Genomic DNA, 24,249 nt, shown 5'->3' with positions numbered 1-24,249 from the left:
GCTCACGTTCACGCGGTACCGGCGTCTCACGTTCACGCGGTACCGAGTCGGTTCACGTTCCCGCGATACCGAGTCGGCTCACGTGCACGCGGTACCGCTTCAGCTCACGTTCACGTCCACGCAGGCGTAGAACGCGTTGGCGGTGTCGGCGATGTTCCACACGGCCAGCACCTTCTGCTTGCCGGACAGGCCGCCGAAGCTGACCTGGTGGGTGACGGTCTCGCCGGGCCGTGCGCCGCCGTCGTTGAACTCGGCGATCTTCCGGCCGCCCGCGTAGTACTGCCAGGTGCTGGTGGCGTGCCGTGCCGTCAGCCGCCAGTTGAAGCTGGTCGTCCGGGAGACCGGGGTGACCTTCCAGCCCTTGCTGTCATTGTTGAGCTCGGCGAAGCCGGCGTTCCCTCCGCTGCAGCTCATCAGGCCCTTGGGGCCCTCGACGCTCTGCGGCTCGTACTGGATGGCGCCGCAGGGGATCGTGCGTGCGGCGCACTGGGCCTGCCGGCTGGGGGGTGACGAGATGTAGCCGTGCGCGCTCGCGCTGCTCGCGGGCAGCGTGACGGCCAGGAGCGGGGCGATTCCCGCGCCGATGGCGACGGCTAAGAGCCTCTTGCTTTTCATGACAACTCCTCTGTGGGGGTCCGTGCCCGCCCGCGCGACAGCGGGTCAGGCATGCGCATGTCAAGCAGCTACGCCGTGACGGTGGGGCTGTCGCGGTTAGCGACGGAAGCGTACCGCGCTTGGTCTAGACCAAGCTAGTGTCCGAGGTGACCTCTGTGCCCGGCTGCCGGGCTTCGGCCGCGCCGAACAGGCGCTCCAGGACCACCGCGACCCCGTCCTCCGCGTTCGACAGGGTCACCTCGTCGGCCGCCGCGCGCAGCTCCGGATGTGCGTTGCCCATGGCGACCCGGTGGCCCGAACCGGCGAACATCGGCAGGTCGTTGGGCATGTCCCCGAACGCGACGATCCGCTCCGCCGCGACCCCCAGCAGCTCGGCGGCCACCGCGAGACCCGTGCCCTTGTCCACCCCGCGCGGGGCCAGCTCCACCGTGCCGGGACCCGCCATGGTCACCGTCGCCAGATCTCCCACGGCCGCGCGTGCGGCCGCGGCCAGCGCGTCGTCGCCCAGGTCGGGGTGGCGCACCAGCACCTTGATCACGGGTCGCTCCCACAACGCGGCCCGGGAGCGGACGCGTTGGGCGGGAAGCGTCGGGTTCGGCATCCGGTAGCCGGCCTCGATCAGGGTCACCCCGTCCACGCCGTCCTGGTCCACGGCGGCGAACACGGCCCCGACCTCCGCCTCGATCTTCCCGAGCGCGGTGTCGGCGGCCTCCCGGTCCAGGGCGACGGACCGCACCAGCCGCCCGCCGCCCGCCCCGGCCTCGTAGAGCTGGGTGCCCTGCCCGCAGACGACGAGCCCGGTGTACGCCAGGTCCGCGAGCAACGCCCGAATCCCGGGCGCGGGCCGCCCGGTGACGACCAGGTGCCGGGCCCCGGCGGAGGCGGCGAGGGCGAGCGCGGCCCGGGACCGGGCGCTCACGGTGTCGTCCGGTCGCAGCAGGGTGCCGTCCAGGTCCGTGGCGACGAGGGCGTATGCGGGGGTGATGCCGGGGGCGTATGCGGGTGGCGTGGGCATGGGCCCCAGCCTAGAAGGGCCCGAACGGCCGCTTGCGTGCCAGGGGCGGATCGGGTAAGGCCCCGGCCGGGGACCGAAATGGCCCCGGCCGGGCGGTGAACCGCGGGGGTGTCAGCGGAAGATGCCGCTGTAGGCGTTGAGTGCGGGCTGGCCGCCGAGGTGTGCGTACAGGACGTTGGACCCCTTGGGGATCTCGCCGCCGCGCACCAGATCGATCAGCCCGGCCATGGACTTGCCCTCGTAGACCGGGTCGATGATCACGCCTTCGAGCCGGCCGGTGAGTTTGATGGCCTCCACCGTGGACGCCACGGGTACGCCGTAGAGGTCTCCGGCCCAGCCTTCCAGGACGGTGATTTCGTCATCCTTCAACTCGCGTCCCAGGCCGACGAGTTCTGCGGTGCTGCGGGCGATCTTCGCGACCTGGTCGCGGGTCTCGGTGGGCTTTGCCGACGCGTCGATGCCCAGGACCCGCCGCGGCCGGTCCTGGCCCGCGAATCCGGCGATCATGCCGGCCTGGGTGCTGCCGGTGACGCTGCACACCACGACGGTGTCGAAGAAGACGCCCAACTCCTGCTCCTGTAGCTGCACCTCGCGCGCCCAGTTCGCGAATCCGAGGCCACCCAGCGGATGGTCCGAGCCGCCCGCCGGAATGGCGTACGGTGTGCCGCCCGCCGCCCGTACGTCCTCCAGCGCCTGGCGCAAGCTGTCCTTGACGCCGATGCCGAAGCCCGCCTGCACCAGCCGCACGTCGGCGCCCATGATGCGGGACAGCAGGATGTTGCCGACCTTGTCGTTGACCGAGTCGGGCCAGTCCACCCAGCTCTCCTGGATCAGGACCGCCTTCAGACCGGCGCGTGCGGCGACGGCCGCCACCTGCCGCGTGTGGTTGGACTGCACGCCGCCGATGCTGACGAGGGTGTCCGCGCCCTGTCGGAGGGCGTCGGGGAGCAGGTACTCCAGCTTGCGGGTCTTGTTGCCGCCGTAAGCGAGACCGGCGTTGCAGTCCTCGCGCTTGGCCCAGACGCGCGCACCGCCTAGGTGGTCGCTGAGCCGGTCCAGCGGGTGCACCGGGCTGGGGCCGAACAGCAGGGGGTAACGCTCGAAGTCGTCAAGGGACATCGCGGGCTCCTCGTGGGTGTGGACGGGTCCGGCACGGTGGCGCTGCGGCGGGTCGCGTGGTGGAGGGCGTTCAGGGGGACGGGTCGAGCAACGGCAGCAGCGTCTGCCAGTTCGCCCGGGTGGCGTCCACCGCGCCCTCGACGTCCCCGGCCGCGCACAGTCCGATGATCCGGTCGTGCTGGGCCACCGACCCGCGTCCGCTCAGCGAGGAGAAGCGCAGCCGCTCCAGGCGCCGCAGCACGGGTGTGAACTGATCGAGGACGGTGGTGACGGCGGCGTTGGCACAGGCGGTCACGGCGACGCGGTGGAAGGCGTCGTCGGCCTCCAGCGCCGCCTCGGCGTCGTTGCGCCGCAAGGCGTCGGCGAATCGGGCGTTCGCCTCGCGCATGGCGTCGAGCTCGACCGCGTCCAGCTGCGGAACCGCCTCCCGTACGGCGAGTTCGTGCATGGCGGAGGTGACCGACTGCGCGGCCCGCACGGCGCGGACGTCGAGCGGGCTCACGATGGTGTACCGGCCGGGCTTCGTCTGCACCAGCCCCGCCTGCTCCAGCCTCGCCAGCGCCTCGCGCACCGGCGTACGGCTGACTCCGAGCCAGGCGACCAGGTCACCGTCGTTGAGGCGTTCGCCGGGTGCGAGCGTGCCGTCGACGATGGCGTCGCGGATGGCCCGGTAGGCGCTCTCGCGCAGGAGCGACCGGGAGACGAGACCTCGGTTCTGCGGAACTGGCATGCAATATATTGCATGCTGCGCCAGTGGGGCTGTCAAGACACGTGCTTGCGACGGCTGTTGGTCGTCGCGGCTACGGGCGGGCACGCCGCGTCGAGAAGGGGGTGCACCCCGACGGCGCTCGATGAAGTGGCTGTCGGTCGGACAGGAATGCCGAGTCGAGCGGGCGCGGACTCGCTGATCGGTGCGTTGCCGACGGACGAAAGGCGATTGCCGGCTTTTACAGTCTCCCCGGTGTTCTGTAAAAACTTGCTCCCGCCAACCACCTTGTTGGCACGCGGGCGTTGGGCCACAGTTCATCTCGCGGCGGGCATCGTTCCCACCGCCGGGCGAAAACCCACTCCCGGCGACACGCGCTGACGTATCGCCGAATCAACCCCCCTCGCGAGTTTTCGCCTGCCATCCGGAAGGAATCAGCGTGCGTAATTCCCGTAATTCCCGTAATTCCCGCAGTGCCGGCAGTTCCCGCAGTTCCGGCAAGGTCAGATTCGCTCTCGGCGCCGCCGCGCTCTCGGCCTCCGTGGTCATGGGAACCCAGGTCACCGCTCAGGCCCAGGGCGCCGCCCCCGCCGGAGACTCGTCCGCCCCGCTCTACCAGCCCGAGATGGTGCGGGCGCTCGCCGCGTCGCTCGGCGTGGACGAGAAGGCGGCGACCGACCGGCTGGACCGGCAGGACGCCCAGCAGAAGCGGCTCGCCGAGCTGCGCAAAGGCGGACTGGCCGAGAACGGGGCGTTCTTCGACGCCTCCGGCGACCTGACCGTCAACGCCGAGAAACGTGCTGACGTCGCCCGGTTCGAACAGGCCGGACTCGACGCCCGGCTGCCCGCCCGCGGCGAGAGCACCCTCGACCGGATCAAGGCCCAGCTCGACGCCGCCGCCGCGAAGAGCGCCCCGGCCGGAGTGGTGGCCTGGTCCGTGGACCTCGCTACCGACCAGGTTGTCGTCAAGGTGAACAGCGACCGCTCGGCCCCCGCCAAGGCGTTCCTCGCCGCAGCGGCCAAGCACGGCTCCGCCGTCAAGATCGTGCGCGGCGAGGAGAAGGTCGCACCCCAGGCCGCGATATACCCCGGCAGCAAGATGACGATCAACAACACCACCGGCTGGTGTTCCGTCGGCTACGGTGCCCGCGACCGGTCCGGCAACCAGTACCTGGTCACCGCAGGACACTGCGTCGCCAACCTCCCGACCCTCCGCTACGACGGCACCGCCTTCGCCAAGGGCACCAAGACCCGCTACGCCCTCGGCACCCGCAGCGTCGACATGGGCATCGCGTCCGTCAACTCCGGCCACTCCATCACCACCAGCGTCGGCACCTGGGGCAACACCAACCCGATCGCCGTCCGCGGCAGCAGCCGGGCCTACTCCGGGGCTTCGCTCTGCAAGTCCGGCGCCACCACCGGCTGGACCTGCGGGTCGGTCGGCTCCTACAACGTCTCGGTCACCTACGTCGACCTCAACGGCGGGCCCGACACCGTCGTGACCGGCCTCGCCACCTCCAGCGTCTGCACGGAGGGCGGCGACAGCGGCGGCGCGTACATCTCCGGGAACCAGGCCCAGGGCATGACCTCCGGCGGCCCCACCAACCAGCGCTGCACCGGCGGAGTCAACTCCCGGGGCTCCTCCTACTTCCAGCCGCTCGACGACACCCTCGCCTACTACGGGCTGACCCTCAACACCAACTGACCTGCGGCAGAAGGGCTGACCAGGGGCCGTCCACCGGGCTAAGGTGAGCGGCCCCGCGCCGCCGGTGCCCGCAGACCGTTGAGAGACGCCATGCCGCACATCTTCGATCTCGAAGACCTCGAAGGGACCGACGCGACGTTCGCGGCCGTGTTCCGGCACGCCCTGCGCCGACGCGGACTGCCGTTGGAACGCATCCGCGACCACCTGCGGGCCCAGCAGATATCCGTCAGCCTCGCCACCCTCAGCCACTGGCAGCGTGGTCGCAGCCAGCCCGAGAAGGCCCAGTCGCTGCGCGCCGTCGACGCCCTGGAGTCCCTGCTCGACCTGCCGAACGGCACTCTGCGCTCGCTGCTGGGACCGCACCGCCCCCGGGGCGGGGCCCGGCCGCCAGATCCGGCCGCGGCCCGAGGTGTCTTCGGTGAGGACTCCGACGTCGAGCAGGCCCTTGGCGACGCCTTCGTCCACTTCAACGCGGGTCTGCGCGCGCTGACCGTCCAGGAGACGGTCTGCCTGGACGACCGCCGGGCCATCCGCGAGACCTCGGTGACCACGGTGGTGCAGGCCGTTCACGACGGCGTCGACCACCTCACCGTCGTCCACTTCCTCGACTCCCCGAAAGCCGGGACGGCGGTCCTCACCGTCCCCGGACGCCCCGCACCGCGCATCCGCTTTCTGGAGGAGCTGGGCTGCGTGGCGGCCGACATTCCGCTCGGGCGCCGGCTGGCGCGGACGGAGACGGCGGTGGTCTCCTACACGCTGGCCGCGGAGGGCGAGGCCTCCTGGCAGCACGAGCGCCGCGTCACCGCTCCGCTGCGGGCGTACCTGCTCCACGTGCGCTTCGATCCCGGGGCGGTGCCCACCCACTGCTGGGGATACCGCCGCGAGCGGATCGGCGCCGACCCCAGCCACCGCCACCGCACGGCCCTGGACGACTTCCACACGACCCACCTCATGCCGACGCGGTGCGTACCGGGCGTGTACGGGATCGAGTGGACGTGGCCCGACTGAGCGACGCGAGGCCCACCGCGTGTCCGTACGCGGTGGGCCTCGCGGTATGGCCTTCGGGCCGCTCAGACGGTGCCGAGGTCTCCGGCCCGGACGCCCGCGACGAAGGCGGTGAACGCGCTCGCGGGGATGTCGAGGGCCGGGCCGCTCACGTTCTTGGAGTCGCGGACGGGGACGATGCCGTGCGGGGTGGCGAGGTTGGTGGCGACCTCGACGCACTGGCCGCCGTTTTCGCTGTACGAGGACGTGAACCAACGGGGGGTCTCGGTTGTCACGGGGTGCCCTTTCGCAACTGCCTGAACATGTCTACGGACGCGGCCTGGGAGGGCGCTACCGCCTGCATCTGATGGTAGGCCGTCAGATGCGGGACTACCGAGCCGCTTTCACGCTCCAGATAGCCCTGCTGCGCCGACTCCGCGTACGACATGAGCGAGCGGTCGGGCATCGTCAGAATGGTGATCGGCAGACTGAACGGGCGGTGCTCTCCCATGGTGAACGGCACCACCTGGAGCACCGTGTTGGGCTGCTCGGCGAACTCGATGAGCCGGTCCATCTGTGCCTTCATGACCTCCGGCCTGCCGACCGGCCTGCGGAGGCAGCTCTCGTCCAGCATCGCGAAGACCAGCGGCGGCTTCTCCCGGACCAGCGCCGCCTGACGCTCCGCGACCAGCGCGACCCGCTCCTGCGCCTGGTCGGCGGTGATCCCTTGTCGCCTGACGACACTGTCTGCCAGGACCGTCGCATACTCCGGTGTCTGGAGCAGGCCCGGGATGACGCCGACCTCGTACAGCCGGATCTCCGCCGCCCGGCGCTCGTAACCGAGGAACTCCGGGAAGCCCTCCAGCAGGCTGCCGTGCTTGATCTGGCCCAGTTCGCGCTCGAACGACGCCTCGGTCCCGGTGAGCCCCAGCACCCGGTCGGTACTGCGCGAAAAGCGCAAGGTCGCGAGTTTACGACCAGTTTCCACCGACGAGATGTGCGTGCTGGAGTAGCCGTTGCGGTTCCCCAGCTCCTCCTGTGTCCAGCACCGCTGCTCCCGTAACCCGCGCAGACGTGCACCGTAGGCCGCCTGCGCGGAGCTTTCCGGGTTCAACTCCTTGATGTTCACGGACCCCGTCCCGATCTTCCGTGCCGAATGGGCAAGTTGAATGGCTCTTCACGGTAGGTCACGCTGAATCGCCCCGGTAGTCATATGGCTACAGAGAGGAGCGATAGGTGTACGGCGAGAACGGTTGCCCGAATGCAGAGGAACCTCCCGACCCTCCGGCCCCCGGAACGCTTGTGGTGGACACCGGTCGTGGTGACCGGGTGGGGGAGTTCCGTGGGGTCGCCGGCCCCTACTGGTCGCTGCGACCGGTGGGTGGCGGGGCCGAGTGGGAGGCGGAGCCGCACCGGGTCCGGCCCGCGCTCCTGATAGAGCAGCTTCGGGCCAGGACCGCACGGCTGAATGCCCGCAGCCGGGGCGAGGTGCTGTGAACGCGGCCCGGGCGCAAGGGGGTTGGTACGTCGCCGAGAGCCACGGCGGTGACGCGGTGCGGTCCGTCCGGCTCGGCGGGGTCCTCGCGCCGACGCGACGGCTGGCCCTTCGCTGGCTGCGGCGGCAGGCCCGGCGCTTCGCGGACGCGCTCGACCCGGACCCGTACACCCTCTGGGCCCCGGCCCGTGTGCTGTACCCGGCCCCCGCAGGCGGCCGGCGCGACGCACCGGCCGAACTCCGGTCCTGGGCGGAGAGTTTCCGCGAGCACGACTACGCGCTGGGGCGGCTCGCGGAGGGGCTGCCGTACGAGTTCGTCGCCCGGGACGCGGCGGCCTGGTACGGGCTCGTCATGCGCCCCCTCGCCGCCGCCCGTCCCTCTGTTCCTCCCCCTCCTCACCGGCAAGGATGAGCGCCATGTTGCAGTGCACCGCCTTCAGCGAACTCCCCGAGATGGGTGCGCGCGTCGCGCTCATGGGCCTGGCGGACGGACCCGGCCAGGCGTCGGAAGCGCCCGACCTGGACGACTTCCTGCTCTGCGAACTCGGCGAGCACGACGAGGGGGCCGAGCACGCGGCCCAGCTCTGGTCGGCCTCGGCTCCCGCCGGGCGGGACCTGTGGATGTTCTGGACCGACACCGATGGGCGCCGGAAGTTCCGCTTCACGGAACTGCTGCCGTGCCCGGCCGTCATTCACCGGCTGTCCGTCAAGGAGGGGGACGCCTGCATGCTGTACGACCGGCACCCGGCCGCGCACTCCTGGGACGTGAGAGACCCGCTCGCCGACCTGATGGCGGAGCGGATCCGGGAGGACGTACGACGCGACCGCGACGGGGGCGGCGGGCTGGGAGCCCAGGCCGACAGGCCCTGACGGCGCTAACGGCGCTAACGGCGCTAACGGCGCTAACGGTGCTTGCGCCCGGCGGAGTGGTGTCGACCCCGGGCAGCCTGCTGACGCACGGGCTGGTCCCCGGATGGGGCGAGGTGTGGCCGCGCTGGGTGTGTCGGTCCACCGGCCCCCGCGTCAGCTGAGGCAGAACTCGTTGTCCTCGGGGTCCATCATGACGACCCAGCTCCCGCCCCGCTCGTCGAACGTGCGCACCACCCGCGCGCCCAGCTCCACCAGCCGTGCCTCCTCCCCGTCGCGCTGCCCCGGCGCGGAGTGCACGTCGATGTGGAGGCGGTTCTTCACGGTCTTCGGCTCCGGTACCCCGCTGCAAGAGCAGCCGCCGCCCCTGCCCCGTACCGCTGACCTCGTCGTACGGGTCGTCCGGATGCCGGGCGGCCGCGAGGTCCAGCCAGGCGCGGCGGCCGTGGGCCTGGGTCGTGATGGCCTCCGGTACGGCTCCGGCGGCGAGCAGTTGCTCGACCAGCGGGCTGTTGTCCTCGACGAGATAGCCCAGGGTCGCCGCCCAGAATCCGGCCTGTGCGTGCGGGTCGGCGCAGTCGATGACGAGCTTCCAGGACAGTGTCTGTGTCTGTCTCTGTGCCTGTGTCTGTGTCTGTGTCATGGAAACCGTTTATAGTGGTTACATGAGTGAAAAGGCAACGGACACGCCGGATCGGTCGGAACGGCGGGAGTCTTCCGGGCTGTTGCTGAGGCATCCGGACGGCAGTTCGTTCCGGTTCGATCCGGGCGCGCTGTGCCTGGAGCTCCTGCCGACCGGGGGTCCGGGCCCCTTGGTGTACTTCGAGGTGCTGCACGAGCCGGCCGACCTGGTGCGCTGGGCGCAGGAGAGCCGGCTGCCGGACGGGCTCGGCCCGGGCGGCGGGCCCGGTTACGGCCCGGGTCCCGCGCTCGTGGTGAGCGCGGGGGAGGTGGCGGAGGCGCGTGCTCTGCGCGACGCGCTGTGGCGGCTGGCGGAGGGCCATGTGGCGGGGGCGCCGCCCGGCCCGGACGACCTCGCCACCCTCAACGACGCCGCGGCGCGCCCGCCCCTGACGGCCCGGCTCGCCCCGGGCGGGAACCGGGAATGGGTCCCCGGGGGCACCGGGGCCGGGCTGCTGTCCACCGTCGCCCGCGATGCGGTCGACCTGTTCACCGGGGCGTACGCCCACCGGGTCCGCACGTGCGGCGCGCACGGCTGCCGCCTGCTGTTCGTCGACACCTCCCGCCCCGGCAAGCGTCGCTGGTGCTCGATGGAGCGCTGCGGCAACCGCCACAAGGTCCGGGCCCACCGCGCCCGGCGCACCGCCGACGGGGAGTGAAAGGGGCTCTGCCCCGGCCGGTCATGGCCGGCCGGGCGCCACCCTGTGGTCGATGCCGACTATCTCTGTGCATGGATCACGGAAATCTGTGCTCGTCGGAGTAGACATTGGATGGTGCGGTGGCTATGGTTTCTCTTGTAGCCCAGAGAGACAGAAGGGCCCGGCAGAGACGAACTGCCGGGCAGCAGTACAGAAGAAGTTGCCGTTCGCAGGACGGTGCGGTGGCGGAGTTTCGAAGCCAGGGTTGTTGCAAGACGGCGACGGGACTGGCGGCCGCACTGGGTGGCCCGCAGTGATCAGGGGCCGCCGTCAGCAGTACCGCGGTTCACGCGGAAGCAGTGCAGCAATACAGCAGTACAGAGCATTACCAGCAGTGCAGCACCACCAGCAGTAGGCAAGTGATTGATCCCAGAGGGAAGAACGGAGGAGCGAGGCGCCATCAGGATCGCCCGGGCGGAGCCGTGAGAGCCCGGGTACCGCAGGACATCGATAGTGAGGTGGTCTCCGGTCAAGCAACCGCGATCCCCGCAGCCCCGGCGCATTCCAGGCCGGGTCGGCGGAAACACAGGGCCGGCGCAGTAACAGGGCCGGCAGATGGTGTAGCAGTTCCTTCGGGGCCCGAGTGCCGTACGGCACTCGGGCCCCTCGACGCGTTCCACAGAGAGGTGCAAATGACAGCAGGCGACTCGTTCGGACGTCTCGATGACGACGACTATCCCGCCTACACCATGGGCCGGGCCGCCGAGATGCTCGGTACCACGCAGGGCTTCCTCCGAGCCATCGGAGAGGCCCGCCTGATCACCCCGCTGCGTTCCGAGGGCGGGCATCGCCGCTACTCCCGCTACCAGCTGCGTATGGCCGCACGGGCCCGGGAGCTCGTCGACCAGGGGACCCCCATCGAGGCTGCCTGCCGCATCGTCATCCTCGAAGACCAGCTTGAGGAAGCCCAGCGCATCAACGCCGAATACCGCAAAGCCGCCACGTCGGAGAACCCGACGACCGCAGGCTGAGGCGGCATCGCCCCCTGCCCGGCGGCCCGCTGTCGTGTCGTGCCACTCGTGGCCGAGCACGGCAGCGCCCGCCAGCAGGAAACGGTGCGGCCCGAGCGGCAGGCGCCGGTCGGGCCCTCGCCGCGGGCAGGGTTCCGTCAGAGCGCAGAGGCGTATTTCTAGTGGTCGGAGTAGCTGAAGTCGCCCATGGTCCAGGCGCTGACGTCCTCGATCGCCACGCGGTACATCCCGCCCGTGTCCGGGATCCCCACCGTTCCCTGCAGAATCCGCGCCACGTGGAAGTGGAGATGCGTGGGTGTCTTCTCCACAGGCGTCGGGGCGGTGAAGACGGCGGAGAATTCGCTCAGGCGGGCCGAGTCGGCCAGGACCTCCGACACGCGCTGCCTCCAGACCGCTTCGGGGGCCAGTCGCCCGGTGATGACAGCACCACCGGCGACCACGGTCAGAGTCATCTGATTGCTGTGCCCGGACTCCACCAGAGCAGCGATATCGACAAGCAGTTCGTCAGGCTTCGACATGGGGTCAACTCTATGCAACGCCGCCCGGCCGGTTCGAGGGGTGTGCCGTCACCGGCGTCCACGACGCCGGGTCAGCGCATCTGGGCCTCGCGCGGGCGGAGACCGGCGCAGGCCGGGCAGGTGTGCCGGTCGATCGCGGTCAGCAGACGCGTGGCAGCCGTGCGTACGGTCCGCGCCGGGGAAGGGCCCCCGGCCTCGGGTGTGTCGGGCGGGCTGGTCGCGGCAGGCGTGGCGGGCGCGGCGCCCAGCCGGGCCGCCGTGGCGCGGCCCGCCGCCACCGCGTGGTGCGCGGCGCGGGTCCACGCGGGGTGATCGGGGTTCCCGGCCGCCAGGATCGTGGCGAGCAGGTCCAGGACTCCCGCCCGGTCCCTGACCGTGTCCGTCGCCGCCAGCTCCCAGAGGAACGGCACCGTCGCCGCCGTCGAGTCGAAGACGGGCGGGGTGCCGATCCAGCGCTCCAGATCGCTCAGCGCCTCGTCCGAGGTCGGCGCGTCCCCCCAGGCGATCCGCGACAGCACACCGGGAACCTGGGACGCGGAGCCGTACGCGTGCTGCAGCTCGTGCCACCGCACGTTCCTCATGGCCCCCAGGACAGTCCCCATCCGGGCACTCAATCAGCCTTTACCGCACGGCGTCCACCATGTCGGGTGACCGTTCCGCGGACCGGCCCGTTCCGTGGAGCCGGCGCAGATACTCCCGTACGGAGCGGGCGTCGTCCGCCGGGGCGACGAGGCCCACGTGGTGGTCGGGGCGGACGACCACGACGGTGCCCGTACCGGTACGACCGGAGGCCTCCGTTCCGTACGCGGCGACCGCGTGGCCCGCGTCGTCGACCACCGCTCCCGGCTCCGCCCCTGCCCGGTCCTCGTGCGCCGCGTACACCCGGCAGATCCGCACCCCGGCGTCGCCGTACGCGTCCGCCGTCCCGCGCAGCACCGCCGTGCTCCCGGGGCCAAAACCGAGGACCGTGGTGCGGGGACCCGCGAAGACGCGGTGCAGCCGGGTCCGGGCCCCGGTCACGACATCGGCACAGGGGACGTCCGGGGCACGGTCCCCGGCGCGCGGGCCGGACTTGTCGGCCTCCGGCTCCCGGTCCCCGGCGGCCAGCGAGCTCCAGCGGTAGCCGACGTCCAGGCCGGTGGTGTCGGGGGTGATCGCCGCGTCCAGGCCGCCACCGGGGCGGCGGATCGCCTCCAGGGTGGCCCGCAGCCGCTCCGAGGTGAGGTCCAGGGTCCGGGCCGCCACCGGAAGCCGCTCCTCCTCATAGGTGTCCAGCAGCTGCGCGTCCGCGTGACCGGTGAGCACCAGCCCCAGCTTCCAGCCCAGGTTGAACGCGTCCTGGATGCCGGTGTTCATCCCGAGGCCGCCCGCGATGGCGTGCACGTGCGCCGCGTCGCCCGCGAGGAGGACCCGGCCCGCGCGGAACCGGTCCGCCATCCGTACGTTGACCCGGTACGTCGACAGCAGTTCCGCCCGCGTCAGCGCCGGGCCGGGCAGGGCGGTGTGGCGGGCCAGCAGCCGCCGGAACCCGTCGGCGGTGGGCGCGAGCGGCTGTCCCCGCCCGTCCCGCTCCGGCCCGGCCTGGAACCACCAGCCCGTCCGCGTGCCGGGGATCGGGCAGAGCATCACCGCGCCGTCCTCGTCGAACCACTGGTGCCAGCGGGTGCGGTCCAGGGCGCCCTCGGCCAGGTCGACATCGCCGCAGACCATCACCTGGTCGTCGTCGGTGGTCCCCTCGAACCCGATCCCGAGCAGCTTCCGTACGGAGCTGTGGGCGCCGTCGCAGCCGATGACGTACCGGGCCCGCCCGGCCGGCCCCTCGGCGTACGCGACGTCGACGTGGCCCCCGTTGCCCTCGAAACCCTCGTAACCCTTGCTGCCCTCGCTGCCCCCGACGTCCTTGATGTCCTCGTTGCCTCCGCCGTCGTCGTGACGTGCCTGCGTCAGCCCCACGACCTCGCGGCCCGGCTCGACGTGGACGCCGTAACCGGCCAGCCGGTCGCGGAGGATCCCCTCCAGCCGCCACTGGGCGATCAGCCACCCCCGGTCGTAGGGCACGCCCGGCGACGGCGTGGAGTCCGCCCACGGATCGGCCTCCGCGACCGGGAGGCGGTCGCGGTACTTGAGCATCGGCAGCGGGGCCGAACCGGCGGCGAGCACCTCCTCGACCACTCCCAGATCGTCCAGGATCTCCAGCGACCGGCTGTTGGGGCCCTTGGCACGCGAGGTGCGCGGCGGGGCGGGGGACCGGTCCACGATCCGTACGGTCGCGCCGCGCCGGGCCAGGTCGCAGGCCAGCACCAGCCCGGTGGGTCCCGCTCCCACGATGAGTACGTCGGTCATGCCCATGCTTCTCCCTCGGTCACACTCCCGATCCATCCAGGGACAGGAAAACGTAACTGAGTAAAAAAAGCAACTAGGTAACCTTTTGCTGGGCGGGGCTGCCCTGCGGCGTGGGCGTGGGGTCCGGGGTCATGGCTTCGGGGTCCTCGCTCGTGGCCGCGTGGTCCGGGGTGATGGCTGCCGGGCCCGGGGGCATGGCCGCGGGTGCGGCGGCCGCCGTCGCCAGCAGCTTCAGGGCGAGCGCCCGGTTGCGTCGGGCGGTCCGCAGCGCGTCCCAGGTCAGCAGCGACAGCGCCAGCCAGACCAGGGCGAACCCGGCCCACCGCTCGGGCGGCATCGACTCGTTGAAGTACAGGACGCCCAGCCCGAACTGGAAGACCGGCGCCAGGTACTGGAGCAGCCCCAGCGTGGACAGCGGCACCCGGACCGCCGCCGCGCCGAAGCAGATCAGCGGCACCGCCGTGACGATGCCCGTCGCGGCGAGCAGGAACCCGTGACCCGCGCCCCCGGTCGCGAACGTCGACCCGCCGGTGGCGGCGAGCCAGAGCAGGAAGCCGAGCGCGGGCACGAAGAGCACGGCGGTCTCCGCGGCCAGCGACTCCAGGCCGCCCATGTTGACCTTCTTCTTCACCAGGCCGTACGTGGCGAACGAGAACGCCAGCACCAGCGAGACCCAGGGCGGCTTGCCGTAGCCGATCGCCAGGACGAGGACGGCGACCAGCCCTGTGGCGACCGCGGCCCACTGGACCGGCCGCAGCCGTTCGCCCAGCAGCAGGACCCCCATGGCGATGGTGACCAGCGGATTGATGAAGTAGCCGAGCGAGGCCTCGACGACCTGGCCGTTGTTCACGGCCCAGATGTACAGGCCCCAGTTGACGGTGATGGTCGCCGCCGCGACCGATATCAGGCCCAGCTTGCGCCGGTCGCGGACCAGTGTGCCGATCCAGGCCCAGCGGCCTACGACCAGCAGGGCGACGGCGACGACGCCGAGCGACCAGACCATCCGGTGGGCGAGGATCTCGATCGCCCCGGACGGCTTGAGCAGCGGCCAGAACAGCGGGACCAGGCCCCACATCCCGTACGCGCCGATTCCGTACAGCAGGCCTGCCCGCTGTTCGTTCTTCCCCTCCACGTGCCCTCCCGGCCCGGCCGCGCCGACGGATCCGCCGACGGCACGACGGTAGCGCCCGAAGGGCTTGGTGTCATAGCCGTCTCACGGAAACACTCATGACACTCATGGCGCTCATGACGGGGTCCTGTGGGATGAGGTGGGGCGGGCGGCGCAGGGGGCGGTGGCGAGGCTCAGGCGGTGGGCAGGGCGGCGCGCACGGTCTCGGCGAGGGGTGTCGTCGGCCGGCCGATGAGCCGGGCGAGGTCGCCGCTCGTCCCCGCGAGCCGTCCCCGTCCGATCGCCTCGTCCACGTCCACGAGGATCGCGGCGAAGCCCTCGGGCAGTCCGGCGCCGACCAGGGCCTCCTGATGGGTGGCGGCCGGGACGTTCTTGTACGTGATCTCCTCGCCGGTCAGCTCGGACAGCAGCGCGGCGTACGAGGCGAGCGACCAGGCGGTGTCGCCGCTCAGCTCGTAGGCGGTGTTCAGGTGGCCGTCGCCGGTCAGCACGGCGGCCGCCGCGGCGGCGTAGTCGGCCCGGGAGGCGGAGGCGACACGGCCCTCGCCCGCGTTGGCGAGCACCGCGCGGTGCTCCAGGACGGGGGCCAGGTTGGCGGTGTAGTTCTCGGTGTACCAGCCGTTGCGCAGGAACGTGTACGGCAGCCCGGAGTCGAGGATCAGCTGCTCGGTGGCCTTGTGCTCGTCGGCCAGTGCGAAGTCCGCGTCCGGCCCGCCGAGCACGCCGGTGTACGCGAGCTGGGCGACGCCCGCCGCCTTCGCCGCGTCGACGACCGAGGCGTGCTGCGGCACCCGCTTACCCACCTCGCTGCCGGAGATCAGCAGGACCCGGTCGCCGGACCGGAAGACTCCGGCGAGGGACTCGGGGCGGTCGTAGTCCGCGATGCGCAGCTCCACGCCCCGGGCGGCGAGCGCGGCGGCCTTCTCCTTGTCGCGCACGACCGCGACGACCTCGCCGGCCGGGACCTCGGCCAGCAGGGCGTCGACGACGAGGCGGCCGAGTGCGCCAGTGGCTCCGGTGACAACGATGCTCATGAGGGGTCTCCGATTCGGTGGTTCGATGATGCGGTTTCGGTGGTTCGGTCCGTTTCTGCGCTTCGGTTACGACCCTACGGGCAGCGCTAACTGTAGGAAAGTACCCACTTTGAAGTAAGGTACCGGCATGGCAGAGAGTGCGGAGATTCCCCGTCCGAGTCATCCGAGTCATCCGAGTCATCTGAGTCATCCGGGTCGTCCGAGTGATCCGGATCGCCCGGGTCGTCCGGGTAATCCGAGTGAAGGCAGTGGTGGGGCCTTGTCCTCCCTCCTGGCCTGGGACGTCAACCAGCCCATGTGCCCGTCCCGGCTGATCCTGGAACACGTGACGAGCCGCTGGGGCGTCCTCGTACTGGCGGCACTGCTGGAGCGTTCGTACCGCTTCAGCGAACTGCGCCGCGCGGTGGGCGGGGTCAGCGAGAAGATGCTGGCCCAGACCCTCCGGACGCTGGAGCGCGACGGCTTCGTCCACCGGGACGCGAAGCCGGTGATCCCGCCGCGGGTCGACTACACGCTCACCCCTCTCGGCATCGAGGCCGCCGAGCAGGTCTGGGCGCTCGCCCGCTGGACCGAACGCCAGGTGGGCGCGGTGCAGGCGGCACGCGAGGCATACGACGAGGCCCGGGCCTGACCCCGTGAGGGATCGGGCCCGGGCCCCGGGGCAGTACGCGTACGGTCCTTCCCCGGCCTCAGCCGACGACGGTCCAGGTGTCGTTGCCGGCGAGGAGCGAGCCGAGGTCGCCCTTGCCGTTCTGCTCGACGGCGGCGTCGAGCTGGTCGGACATCAGCGTGTCGTAGACGGGTCGTTCGACGCTGCGCAGCACTCCGATGGGGGTGTGGTGCAGGGTGTCGGCGTCGGCGATCCGGGACAGCGCGAACGCTGTCGTCGGTGATTCCGCGTGGGCGTCGTGGACGAGGACCTGGGAGCGGTTCTCCTCCGTGACGGCCACCACCTTCAGATCGCCGGTGGCCGGATCGCGTACGACGCCCTTGGGCTCCTGGGAGCCGAAGAGGATCGGCTGACCGTGTTCGAGGCGGATGACGGCCTCGGCGGCCTGCTCCTTGTCCTTGAGGACCTCGAAAGCCCCGTCGTTGAAGATGTTGCAGTTCTGGTAGATCTCCACCAGCGCCGTGCCCGAGTGCTCGGCGGCGGCGCGCAGCACGCTGGTGAGGTGCTTGCGGTCGGAGTCGACCGTGCGCGCCACGAACGTCGCCTCCGCGCCGATGGCGAGGGACACCGGATTGAACGGCGCGTCGAGCGACCCCATCGGCGTCGATTTGGTGATCTTGCCCAGCTCGGACGTGGGGCTGTACTGGCCCTTCGTCAGCCCGTAGATCCGGTTGTTGAAGAGCAGGATCTTGAGGTTGACGTTGCGGCGCAGGGCGTGGATGAGGTGGTTGCCGCCGATGGAGAGGGCGTCGCCGTCGCCGGTGACGACCCAGACCGACAGGTCGCGTCGCGAGGTGGCGAGCCCGGTCGCGATGGAGGGGGCGCGGCCGTGGATGGAGTGCATCCCGTAGGTGTTCATGTAGTACGGGAAGCGGGAGGAGCAGCCGATTCCGGAGACGAAGGTGATGTTCTCCTTCGCGAGGCCCAGCTCCGGCATGAACCCCTGGACGGCGGCGAGCACCGCGTAGTCGCCGCAGCCGGGGCACCAGCGGACTTCCTGGTCGGACTTGAAGTCCTTCATGGACTGCTTCGCCTCGGCCTTGGGCACCAGCTGCAGCAGGTCGTTGTGGTGCAGTTCCTCGGTGTCAGGCATCGATGGCCTCCTTGAGGGCCGTGGCGAGCTGCTCGGCCTTGAACGGCATTCCGTTGACCTGGTTGTAGCTGTGGGCGTCCACCAGATACTTCGCCCTGAGCAGCAGGGCGAGCTGGCCGAGGTTCATCTCCGGGACGACGACCTTGTCGTAGCGCTTCAGCACCTCGCCGAGGTTCTTCGGGAAGGGGTTGAGATGGCGGAGGTGGGCCTGGGCGATGGGTTCCCCCGCGGCCCGCAGCCGGCGCACCGCCGCGGTGATCGGCCCGTACGTCGATCCCCAGCCGAGCACCAGAATGCGGGCCCCGGCGGGGTCGTCGACCTGGAGGTCGGGGACCTCGATGCCGTCGATCTTGGCCTGGCGGGTGCGGACCATGAAGTCGTGGTTGGCCGGGTCGTAGGAGATGTTGCCCGTGCCGTCCTGCTTCTCGATCCCGCCGATGCGGTGCTCCAGGCCGGCCGTCCCGGGGACCGCCCACGGGCGGGCCAGGGTCCCCGGGTCGCGCTTGTAGGGCCAGAAAACCTCCGTTCCGTCCGCCAGCGTGTGGTTCGGGCCGGTGGCGAAGGGGGTCTTCAGGTCGGGCAGGGTCGACGTCTCCGGGATCCGCCACGGCTCGGAGCCGTTGGCGAGGTAGCCGTCGGAGAGCAGGAAGACCGGGGTGCGGTAGGTCAGGGCGATCCGGGCCGCTTCGATCGCGGCGTCGAAGCAGTCGGCCGGAGTCCGCGGAGCCACGATCGGAACCGGGGCCTCACCGTTCCTGCCGAACATCGCCTGCAACAGATCGGCCTGCTCGGTCTTGGTCGGCAGCCCCGTCGACGGGCCGCCCCGCTGGATGTCGACGATCAGCAGCGGCAGCTCCAGGGAGACCGCGAGACCGATCGTCTCCGACTTCAGCGCCACCCCCGGGCCGGACGTCGTCGTGATGCCCAGCGCCCCGCCGAAGGCCGCGCCCAGCGCCGCACCGATCCCGGCGATCTCGTCCTCCGCCTGGAACGTCCGCACACCGAAGTTCTTGTGCCGCGACAGCTCATGCAGGATGTCCGACGCCGGAGTGATCGGATACGACCCCAGATACAACGGCAGCTCCGCCAGCTGCCCGGCCGCGATCAGCCCGTAGGACAGGGCGAGATTCCCGGAGATGTTGCGGTAGGTGCCGGTGGGGAAGGCCTGCGTGGCCGGGGCGACCTCGTAGGAGACCGCGAAGTCCTCGGTCGTCTCACCGAAATTCCACCCCGCCCGGAAGGCCGCCACGTTCGCCTCGGCGATCTGCGGCTTTTTCGCGAACTTCTGCCGCAGGAACGTCTCCGTGCCCTCGGTCGGCCGGTGATACATCCACGACAGCAGGCCCAGCGCGAACATGTTCTTGGACCGCTCGGCCTCCTTGCGGGGCAGCCCGAACTCCTTCAACGCCTCCAGCGTCAACGTCGTCAACGGCACCGGATGAACGTTGTAGGCCTCCAGCGAACCGTCCTCCAGCGGACTGGTCGCGTACCCCACCTTCGCCATCGGCCGCTTGGTGAACTCATCGGTGTTCACAATGATCTCCGCGCCGCGCGGAACGTCGTCGATGTTCGCCTTCAACGCGGCGGGGTTCATCGCGACCAGGACGTTGGGGGCGTCGCCCGGGGTCAGAATGTCATGATCGGCAAAGTGCAACTGGAAGGAAGAGACCCCCGGCAGAGTGCCTGCGGGGGCGCGGATCTCGGCCGGGAAGTTCGGCAGCGTGGAGAGATCGTTGCCGAAGGAAGCGGTCTCCGAGGTGAACCGGTCACCCGTGAGCTGCATACCGTCACCCGAGTCGCCCGCGAAACGGATGATCACCCGGTCCAGGCGACGGATCTCCTTCCCGCCGCCGCCCGTGGTTCCCGTCGTACCTGACAGGGGGGCTCGCTGACCCCCGAGGACGGCGTCGTTGGCCTCTTCGGCCTGTTCTGCCGCGCTACTGACCTGGCTCGTCACTGAACTGGACCTCCCTTGGGCGGCGGTTCGGAACCGTCCGGCCAGCCGGCGATCCCAGAGGCCACCCTACGTCCGCGTAGGTGGCCTCCCAGGGACCGATCATATGGTGGACGCTCTTTTGAGACACCCTTTGAGTCAGGTTTGTCACGTTTCGCAAGCCCCCCGATCGCGGGATGGAGGCGGCCGCTCCCTGGGTCTTTCGTCCTAGGCCCCCCTGAATCCCCATCCCCCATCCCCCATGCCCTCGGTCGCCCGGGCCTCCGTCGACCCTTCCTTGATCAGAGGTGCCCGCCCGGCGCCCGCCGGACACCCTCGGGCCCGCACGATGCCCGCAATGCCCCCGGGGCGCTCCCAGGGCGCTCCCGTAATGCTCCTGGGGCGCCCCGGGGCAGCCTCGGGGCATCGGTCGGCACTGGGGTGCGTGCGGCCCGGGCTCGCCCCCCCTCGTCCTCTCGTCATCATCTGACGATGCGTCAGATTGTCAGGGTGTCAGATGCCTAGGAATTCAGGTAGGTCAGCACGGCGAGGACGCGCCGGTGGTCCCCGTCGCTGGGCGAGAGCCCCAGCTTCTGGAAGATGTTGCTGACATGCTTCTCGACCGCCCCGTCGCTCACGACGAGCTGGCGGGCGACCGCGGAGTTCGTCCGGCCCTCGGCCATCAGCCCCAGGACCTCCCGCTCGCGCGGCGTCAGCCCGGCCAGCACGTCCTGCTTGCGGCTGCGGCCCAGCAGCTGCGCCACCACTTCCGGATCCAGCGCCGTCCCGCCCTGCGCCACCCGGACGACGGCGTCCACGAACTCGCGGACCTCGGCCACCCGGTCCTTCAGCAGATACCCCACCCCGCGGCTGCTGCCCGCCAGCAGCTCGGTGGCGTACTGCTCCTCCACGTACTGGGAGAGGACCAGCACCCCGATGTCCGGATAGTCCTTCCGCAGCCGCACCGCCGCGCGCACGCCCTCGTCGGTGTGCGTCGGCGGCATCCGCACATCGGCGACCACCACATCGGGAAGCGCCTGCTGGGCGTCGAGGTCCGCCACGGTCTTGAGGAGCGCCTCCGCGTCCCCGACCCCCGCCACCACGTCGTGCCCGAGATCGGTGAGCAGACGGGTGAGCCCCTCCCGGAGCAGGACCGAATCCTCGGCGATGACCACGCGCACCCTGTTCTCCACGTTCTCCACGACTGCGAGTCCCCCACTGTTCCGAATATGCCGCGTTCCCCGCGACCCCGCACGCACCACGCCCGACCACCGCACACCGCGCCCCGACCGCACAAGCATCCCAGGACCCGGAGACGGATGGGGCGCCCTGTGGATAACCCACGCGGCCCGGCAGCAGTGCCCCGCACGCCCCCGGGCGCGGGCGGCCGTATGCCCCGGGCACAGGCGGCGCGTGCCCGGGCCCGGGGTGGCCACGTGCCCCGGACGATCACGGCTGTGCGCCGCCGGACGAGCACGGTCGCAGCCCTGACGATCACGGCCGTACGCCGTCGCGGTCGCGGTCGTACGCCCCGTCGCCGGACCGGGAGGCCGGGCGAAGGGGCGTACGCGAGCCGGGAAGGACACGACGGGCGGGCGGGGAAGCCGGGAGGCGGGAGAGCAGGGAGGAGCGGCGCGGGGGAGCAGGAAGGAGCAGGTAGGAGCGGCGCGGAGGAGCAGGAAGGAGGGGTGAGAGGGCGCGGGAGACCGGGGGAGAGGTACGAGACGCCGCGCTCGGGGTCAGCCGCGCCAGGGCAGCTCGGCTGTGACCGTCGTCGGGCCGCCGGCCGGGGAGTCGACCACGAGGACCCCGTCCACGGCGTCCAGCCGCTCCGTCAGGCCCGCCAGGCCGCTGCCCGAGGCCGGTGACGCCCCACCCCGGCCGTTGTCGGTGACCTGGAGCATCAGCCGGTCGGCCGCTCGCCACACGTCGACCGTGGCCCGGGTCGCACGGGCGTGCTTGCTGATGTTCTGGAGCAGCTCGGAGACGGTGAAGTACGCGATGCCCTCGATCGCCTGCGCGGGCCGCGAGTCCAGGTCCACCTCGACCGTCACGGGCACGGTGCAGCGGGAGGCTATCGCGGAGAGCGCGGCGTCCAGGCCCCGGTCGGTGAGGACGGCGGGGTGGATGCCGCGGGCCAGGTCGCGCAGCTCCTGGAGGGCGACCTTCACCTCGCCGTGGGCCTCGTCGACCATGCGGGCCGCGGCCTCGGGGTCGTCGGTGAGCTTCTCCTTCGCCAGGCCGAGCCCCATGGCGAGGGCGACCAGGCGGGCCTGGGCGCCGTCGTGCAGGTCGCGCTCGATGCGGCGGAGGTCGGCGGCGGCGGTGTCCACGACCACGCCCCGGTCCGACTCCAGCTCGGACACCCGGGTGGCCAGCCGGGACGGGCCCAGCAGACCGGTGACCATCAACCGGTCCACCGACAGCAGCCCCCGCACGATCCACGGCGCGGCCAGCACGAGCGCCAGGCCCACCGCCCCGGTCACCGCCAGCTCGCCCGGCGAGTCCAGGTACTCCTGGTGGGTGCGGTCCCCGTACAGCTGGAGACCGTCCTGCCCCCCGAACACCGGGAAGAGCCAGAACCACAGCGGGTACGTCAGCGCCGCCAGGCCGTACGTCCAGAACGTGATCGCGACGACGAACGTGAACGTGGCCCACGGGAAGTGGAGCAGGGTGTACAGCAGGTGCCGCCAGGACACCCCGCTCTTGAGGACCGCACCCATCCAGGACAACGGGCCGCCGGTCTTCCCCCGCACCCGCTCCGGATCCGCGACCTCCACCCGCAGCAGCCCGCGCGCCCGGTGCCGCTCCAGCGCACCGAAGCCCCGGCAGACGGCCAGGCCGGCGGCGAGGACCGGTATCCCGATGAAGGTGACCAGCAGGCCCGCGCTCAGCGACGTCATGGTGACCGCGAAGACGAACGCCGCCGTGGCGAGCGGGAAGCTCAGCAGCGCGTAGAGCAGCTCGCGCCAGGCACGGGCCTCCAGCGGCGCACGCAGCGGTGCCGGGAGGAAATGCTGCGCCGGGGTCTTCGCCGGGGTCTTCGCCCCGAAGCCGGGGCCGGAACCCTGATGCTGCCGGTCCCGCGTGTCCGGTCCGTATGCCGTGGCCATGAGTCCCGTCCGTTCCGTCTCTGTCTGAAGTCTCTCAGTGGGCTGTGCGTGGGGCAGTGGGCTGTGCGTGGGGCCTGCGCCGCGATGGCGCCGGTGGCGGCCCGTCACCCCGGACCGTTCTCCCTCAAGGGTCCTGGCCGGCGGCCTTTCCCGCCATGAGGTCCCTCTCCGTATTCGCCCGGGGGTTTTCCCCACCCCGGGCGTCGGGCTGTCAGGCGGCCGGCCGCGCTGCGGCGCGGTCGCGCCAGGGCAGCTCGGCGGTGATGGTCGTCGGCCCGCCCTCCGGCGAGTCCAGGACGAACACCCCGTCGACCGCATCGAGCCGCTCGGCGAGCCCCGCGAGACCCGTACCGCCGCCCATCCGGGCCCCGCCCCCGCCGTCGTCCGTGACCTGGAGCATCAGCCGGTCCGCCGAACGCCACACGTCGACGGTGGCCGACCGTGCGCCGCTGTGCTTGCTGACGTTCTGCAGCAGCTCCGAGACGGTGAAGTACGCGATGCCCTCGATGGCCTCCGCCGGCCGCCCCCGAAGCCCCACCGACACCTTGACCGGAACCGTGCACCGGGAAGCGATGGCGGAGAGTGCGGCGTCCAGGCCCCGGTCGGTGAGGACGGCGGGGTGGATGCCGCGGGCCAGGTCGCGCAGCTCCTGGAGGGCGACCTTGATCTCGCCGTGGGCCTCGTCGACCATGCGGGCCGCGGCCTCGGGGTCGTCGGTGAGCTTCTCCTTCGCCAGGCCGAGCCCCATGGCGAGGGCGACCAGGCGGGCCTGGGCGCCGTCGTGCAGGTCGCGCTCGATGCGGCGGAGGTCGGCGGCGGCGGTGTCCACGACCACGCCCCGGTCCGACTCCAGCTCGGCGATACGCCGCTCCAGCTCGTCCGAGGGCGACAGCAGCCCGCGCGCCATCGCCCGGTCCACCGTCGTCAACCCCCGCGTGATGAAAGGCAGCACCGGCCACAGGACGAACAGGCTCGCCAGCGTCGCCGCGAACGTCAGCACTCCCCACGGCAGTCGGATGAACCCGTACAACAACGCCCGCCAGCCCACCGGATCCTTGAGCCCCGCCCACAGCCGGACGAAGAACCCCTGCCCCTGGTGGCCGCGCGCCAGCGGACTCGGCTCCTCGACCCGTACGCCGAGCATCCGCCGCGCCCGCCACCGCTCCATCCGGCCCAGCAGCCGCGACCCCTGGAGCCCGCCGACCAGCAGCGGCAACCCGACCACGGTGACGGAGAGCCCGGCGCCGACAGCGATCACGACCACCGTGTAGACGAACCCGACGACGGCCAACGGCAGGTTGGCGAGCAGATACGCGACCTCCCGCCAGGTCCACCGGTCAAGGGCGAAGCGGGCGGGCGGCAGCCGGTCGGGATCCGGCACGGAAGGGCTCATGGTCATACACACAGCCTGCCGGGCCGCACCCGCGCACACCATGGGGCTCATGGGTGGAGTGAAGTAGGGATAACCCCACCTGATGCCCGACGCGGCTGCTTACGCTCCGTTTATCAGGCCCTAGACTCCCGTGCGTACAGAACAGAAGCAGGTACCCGGGACAGATG

Annotated in this window: 25 protein-coding genes and 1 pseudogene; 8 read left to right on the top strand and 18 right to left on the bottom strand. The window is 71.2% G+C overall.

Translation table 11 applies throughout. The annotated features are described in order from the left end of the window. Nucleotides 1–99: 99 nt before the first annotated feature. The 4 genes from N7925_RS13870 to N7925_RS13855 all read right to left on the bottom strand — a co-directional run bounded on the left by N7925_RS13870 (nucleotide 100) and on the right by N7925_RS13855 (nucleotide 3,479). The gene (locus N7925_RS13870; protein ID WP_265599928.1) at nucleotides 100–615 is read right to left on the bottom strand and encodes a lytic polysaccharide monooxygenase auxiliary activity family 9 protein; all 516 of its coding nucleotides are present in this window, start codon (nucleotides 613–615) and stop codon (nucleotides 100–102) included. Nucleotides 616–739: 124 nt separating this feature from the next. Next, nucleotides 740–1,630: an HAD family hydrolase gene (locus N7925_RS13865; RefSeq protein ID WP_274344004.1), complete on the bottom strand. Its 891-nt coding sequence runs from the start codon at nucleotides 1,628–1,630 to the stop codon at nucleotides 740–742. A gap of 111 nt (nucleotides 1,631–1,741) precedes the next feature. Beyond that, a complete protein-coding gene (locus tag N7925_RS13860) occupies nucleotides 1,742–2,749 on the bottom strand; it encodes a 1-aminocyclopropane-1-carboxylate deaminase (protein WP_274344003.1) in 1,008 nt (335 codons plus the stop codon). A 70-nt stretch (nucleotides 2,750–2,819) separates the two neighbouring features. After that, the gene (locus N7925_RS13855) at nucleotides 2,820–3,479 is read right to left on the bottom strand and encodes a GntR family transcriptional regulator (protein WP_274344002.1); all 660 of its coding nucleotides are present in this window, start codon (nucleotides 3,477–3,479) and stop codon (nucleotides 2,820–2,822) included. A 523-nt stretch (nucleotides 3,480–4,002) separates the two neighbouring features. On the opposite strand from N7925_RS13855, the gene N7925_RS13850 reads away from it, so the two are divergent. Both N7925_RS13850 and N7925_RS13845 read left to right on the top strand, forming a co-directional pair. Continuing rightward, nucleotides 4,003–5,160: a S1 family peptidase gene (locus N7925_RS13850; protein WP_274346463.1), complete on the top strand. Its 1,158-nt coding sequence runs from the start codon at nucleotides 4,003–4,005 to the stop codon at nucleotides 5,158–5,160. Nucleotides 5,161–5,250: 90 nt separating this feature from the next. After that, a complete protein-coding gene (locus N7925_RS13845) occupies nucleotides 5,251–6,168 on the top strand; it encodes a hypothetical protein (RefSeq protein ID WP_265599924.1) in 918 nt (305 codons plus the stop codon). 62 nt (nucleotides 6,169–6,230) lie between these two features. Here N7925_RS13845 and N7925_RS13840 read toward each other — a convergent pair whose 3' ends face one another. Together N7925_RS13840 and N7925_RS13835 are read right to left on the bottom strand one after the other, a co-directional pair. After that, nucleotides 6,231–6,440 carry a DUF397 domain-containing protein gene (locus N7925_RS13840; RefSeq protein ID WP_274344001.1) on the bottom strand — a complete coding sequence of 70 codons (210 nt, stop codon included), beginning with the start codon at nucleotides 6,438–6,440 and terminating at the stop codon, nucleotides 6,231–6,233. Beyond that, the gene (locus N7925_RS13835) at nucleotides 6,437–7,273 is read right to left on the bottom strand and encodes a helix-turn-helix domain-containing protein (RefSeq protein ID WP_274344000.1); all 837 of its coding nucleotides are present in this window, start codon (nucleotides 7,271–7,273) and stop codon (nucleotides 6,437–6,439) included. The genes N7925_RS13840 and N7925_RS13835 overlap by 4 nt, the downstream gene beginning before the upstream one ends. A gap of 107 nt (nucleotides 7,274–7,380) precedes the next feature. On the opposite strand from N7925_RS13835, the gene N7925_RS13830 reads away from it, so the two are divergent. Genes N7925_RS13830 through N7925_RS13820 form a run of 3 tightly spaced genes read left to right on the top strand, consistent with a single transcriptional unit; the run spans nucleotide 7,381 to nucleotide 8,509 of the window. Beyond that, on the top strand, nucleotides 7,381–7,641 hold the full coding sequence (locus N7925_RS13830) for a hypothetical protein (RefSeq protein WP_265599921.1): 261 nt from the start codon (nucleotides 7,381–7,383) through the stop codon (nucleotides 7,639–7,641). Next, nucleotides 7,638–8,051 (top strand): hypothetical protein, encoded by a 414-nt coding sequence (locus N7925_RS13825; protein ID WP_265599920.1) that lies wholly within the window; start codon nucleotides 7,638–7,640, stop codon nucleotides 8,049–8,051. Before N7925_RS13830 ends, N7925_RS13825 begins: the two co-directional genes overlap by 4 nt. Before the next feature lie 5 nt (nucleotides 8,052–8,056). Beyond that, a complete protein-coding gene (locus N7925_RS13820) occupies nucleotides 8,057–8,509 on the top strand; it encodes a hypothetical protein (protein ID WP_265599919.1) in 453 nt (150 codons plus the stop codon). Nucleotides 8,510–8,662: 153 nt separating this feature from the next. On the opposite strand, the gene N7925_RS13815 is transcribed toward N7925_RS13820, so the two are convergent. Then, nucleotides 8,663–8,914, bottom strand: a complete 252-nt coding sequence (locus N7925_RS13815) for a VOC family protein (protein WP_274346462.1) — start codon at nucleotides 8,912–8,914, stop codon at nucleotides 8,663–8,665. A 118-nt stretch (nucleotides 8,915–9,032) separates the two neighbouring features. Next, nucleotides 9,033–9,149 (bottom strand): annotated as a pseudogene (locus N7925_RS13810) (VOC family protein); the annotation flags it as partial. Nucleotides 9,150–9,171: 22 nt separating this feature from the next. Here N7925_RS13810 and N7925_RS13805 point away from each other — a divergent pair. After that, on the top strand, nucleotides 9,172–9,846 hold the full coding sequence (locus N7925_RS13805; RefSeq protein WP_274343999.1) for a CGNR zinc finger domain-containing protein: 675 nt from the start codon (nucleotides 9,172–9,174) through the stop codon (nucleotides 9,844–9,846). A 671-nt stretch (nucleotides 9,847–10,517) separates the two neighbouring features. Beyond that, nucleotides 10,518–10,856 carry a MerR family transcriptional regulator gene (locus N7925_RS13800; protein WP_265599916.1) on the top strand — a complete coding sequence of 113 codons (339 nt, stop codon included), beginning with the start codon at nucleotides 10,518–10,520 and terminating at the stop codon, nucleotides 10,854–10,856. Nucleotides 10,857–11,014: 158 nt separating this feature from the next. Here the strand turns inward: N7925_RS13800 and N7925_RS13795 are convergent, their stop codons facing one another. From N7925_RS13795 to N7925_RS13775, 5 genes are all read right to left on the bottom strand, one after another. After that, on the bottom strand, nucleotides 11,015–11,374 hold the full coding sequence (locus N7925_RS13795; protein WP_265599915.1) for a hypothetical protein: 360 nt from the start codon (nucleotides 11,372–11,374) through the stop codon (nucleotides 11,015–11,017). A 71-nt stretch (nucleotides 11,375–11,445) separates the two neighbouring features. Beyond that, entirely contained in the window at nucleotides 11,446–11,976 is a 531-nt protein-coding gene (locus N7925_RS13790; RefSeq protein WP_265599914.1) for a hypothetical protein, read from the bottom strand. Nucleotides 11,977–11,995: 19 nt separating this feature from the next. Next, the gene (locus N7925_RS13785) at nucleotides 11,996–13,723 is read right to left on the bottom strand and encodes an FAD-dependent monooxygenase (protein ID WP_274343998.1); all 1,728 of its coding nucleotides are present in this window, start codon (nucleotides 13,721–13,723) and stop codon (nucleotides 11,996–11,998) included. 67 nt (nucleotides 13,724–13,790) lie between these two features. Next, nucleotides 13,791–14,849 carry an EamA family transporter RarD gene (gene rarD, locus N7925_RS13780; RefSeq protein ID WP_274343997.1) on the bottom strand — a complete coding sequence of 353 codons (1,059 nt, stop codon included), beginning with the start codon at nucleotides 14,847–14,849 and terminating at the stop codon, nucleotides 13,791–13,793. 170 nt (nucleotides 14,850–15,019) lie between these two features. Further along, entirely contained in the window at nucleotides 15,020–15,880 is an 861-nt protein-coding gene (locus N7925_RS13775) for an SDR family oxidoreductase (RefSeq protein WP_274343996.1), read from the bottom strand. 295 nt (nucleotides 15,881–16,175) lie between these two features. Between N7925_RS13775 and N7925_RS13770 the strand changes: the two genes are divergently transcribed. Further along, nucleotides 16,176–16,511 carry a winged helix-turn-helix transcriptional regulator gene (locus tag N7925_RS13770; protein WP_274346461.1) on the top strand — a complete coding sequence of 112 codons (336 nt, stop codon included), beginning with the start codon at nucleotides 16,176–16,178 and terminating at the stop codon, nucleotides 16,509–16,511. 58 nt (nucleotides 16,512–16,569) lie between these two features. Here the strand turns inward: N7925_RS13770 and N7925_RS13765 are convergent, their stop codons facing one another. The 5 genes from N7925_RS13765 to N7925_RS13745 form a co-directional block, all read right to left on the bottom strand. Beyond that, the gene (locus N7925_RS13765; protein WP_265599910.1) at nucleotides 16,570–17,643 is read right to left on the bottom strand and encodes a 2-oxoacid:ferredoxin oxidoreductase subunit beta; all 1,074 of its coding nucleotides are present in this window, start codon (nucleotides 17,641–17,643) and stop codon (nucleotides 16,570–16,572) included. Continuing rightward, nucleotides 17,636–19,600 carry a 2-oxoacid:acceptor oxidoreductase subunit alpha gene (locus N7925_RS13760; RefSeq protein WP_274343995.1) on the bottom strand — a complete coding sequence of 655 codons (1,965 nt, stop codon included), beginning with the start codon at nucleotides 19,598–19,600 and terminating at the stop codon, nucleotides 17,636–17,638. The genes N7925_RS13765 and N7925_RS13760 overlap by 8 nt, the downstream gene beginning before the upstream one ends. Before the next feature lie 497 nt (nucleotides 19,601–20,097). Continuing rightward, nucleotides 20,098–20,757 (bottom strand): response regulator transcription factor, encoded by a 660-nt coding sequence (locus N7925_RS13755; protein WP_265603865.1) that lies wholly within the window; start codon nucleotides 20,755–20,757, stop codon nucleotides 20,098–20,100. A 558-nt stretch (nucleotides 20,758–21,315) separates the two neighbouring features. After that, on the bottom strand, nucleotides 21,316–22,689 hold the full coding sequence (locus tag N7925_RS13750) for a sensor histidine kinase (RefSeq protein WP_265599908.1): 1,374 nt from the start codon (nucleotides 22,687–22,689) through the stop codon (nucleotides 21,316–21,318). Between the two features lie 211 nt (nucleotides 22,690–22,900). Beyond that, a complete protein-coding gene (locus N7925_RS13745; protein ID WP_274343994.1) occupies nucleotides 22,901–24,088 on the bottom strand; it encodes a sensor histidine kinase in 1,188 nt (395 codons plus the stop codon). Nucleotides 24,089–24,249 lie beyond the last annotated feature (161 nt).

The sequence above is a fragment of the Streptomyces sp. CA-278952 genome, from assembly GCF_028747205.1.
Classification (GTDB): domain Bacteria; phylum Actinomycetota; class Actinomycetes; order Streptomycetales; family Streptomycetaceae; genus Streptomyces.
This window is presented reverse-complemented; position numbering and strand designations above follow the sequence as displayed.

Coding starts and splice junctions, on each gene's coding strand:
- N7925_RS13855 (WP_274344002.1), bottom strand. CDS start 3,479: ATGCCAGTTCCGCAGAACCGAGGTCTCGTCTCCCGGTCGCTCCTGCGC.
- N7925_RS13770 (WP_274346461.1), top strand. CDS start 16,176: ATGTGCCCGTCCCGGCTGATCCTGGAACACGTGACGAGCCGCTGGGGC.
- N7925_RS13865 (WP_274344004.1), bottom strand. CDS start 1,630: ATGCCCACGCCACCCGCATACGCCCCCGGCATCACCCCCGCATACGCC.
- N7925_RS13795 (WP_265599915.1), bottom strand. CDS start 11,374: ATGTCGAAGCCTGACGAACTGCTTGTCGATATCGCTGCTCTGGTGGAG.
- N7925_RS13745 (WP_274343994.1), bottom strand. CDS start 24,088: ATGACCATGAGCCCTTCCGTGCCGGATCCCGACCGGCTGCCGCCCGCC.
- N7925_RS13845 (WP_265599924.1), top strand. CDS start 5,251: ATGCCGCACATCTTCGATCTCGAAGACCTCGAAGGGACCGACGCGACG.
- N7925_RS13820 (WP_265599919.1), top strand. CDS start 8,057: ATGTTGCAGTGCACCGCCTTCAGCGAACTCCCCGAGATGGGTGCGCGC.
- N7925_RS13785 (WP_274343998.1), bottom strand. CDS start 13,723: ATGGGCATGACCGACGTACTCATCGTGGGAGCGGGACCCACCGGGCTG.
- N7925_RS13870 (WP_265599928.1), bottom strand. CDS start 615: ATGAAAAGCAAGAGGCTCTTAGCCGTCGCCATCGGCGCGGGAATCGCC.
- N7925_RS13860 (WP_274344003.1), bottom strand. CDS start 2,749: ATGTCCCTTGACGACTTCGAGCGTTACCCCCTGCTGTTCGGCCCCAGC.
- N7925_RS13805 (WP_274343999.1), top strand. CDS start 9,172: ATGAGTGAAAAGGCAACGGACACGCCGGATCGGTCGGAACGGCGGGAG.
- N7925_RS13800 (WP_265599916.1), top strand. CDS start 10,518: ATGACAGCAGGCGACTCGTTCGGACGTCTCGATGACGACGACTATCCC.
- N7925_RS13765 (WP_265599910.1), bottom strand. CDS start 17,643: ATGCCTGACACCGAGGAACTGCACCACAACGACCTGCTGCAGCTGGTG.
- N7925_RS13750 (WP_265599908.1), bottom strand. CDS start 22,689: ATGGCCACGGCATACGGACCGGACACGCGGGACCGGCAGCATCAGGGT.
- N7925_RS13790 (WP_265599914.1), bottom strand. CDS start 11,976: ATGGGGACTGTCCTGGGGGCCATGAGGAACGTGCGGTGGCACGAGCTG.
- N7925_RS13850 (WP_274346463.1), top strand. CDS start 4,003: ATGGGAACCCAGGTCACCGCTCAGGCCCAGGGCGCCGCCCCCGCCGGA.
- N7925_RS13775 (WP_274343996.1), bottom strand. CDS start 15,880: ATGAGCATCGTTGTCACCGGAGCCACTGGCGCACTCGGCCGCCTCGTC.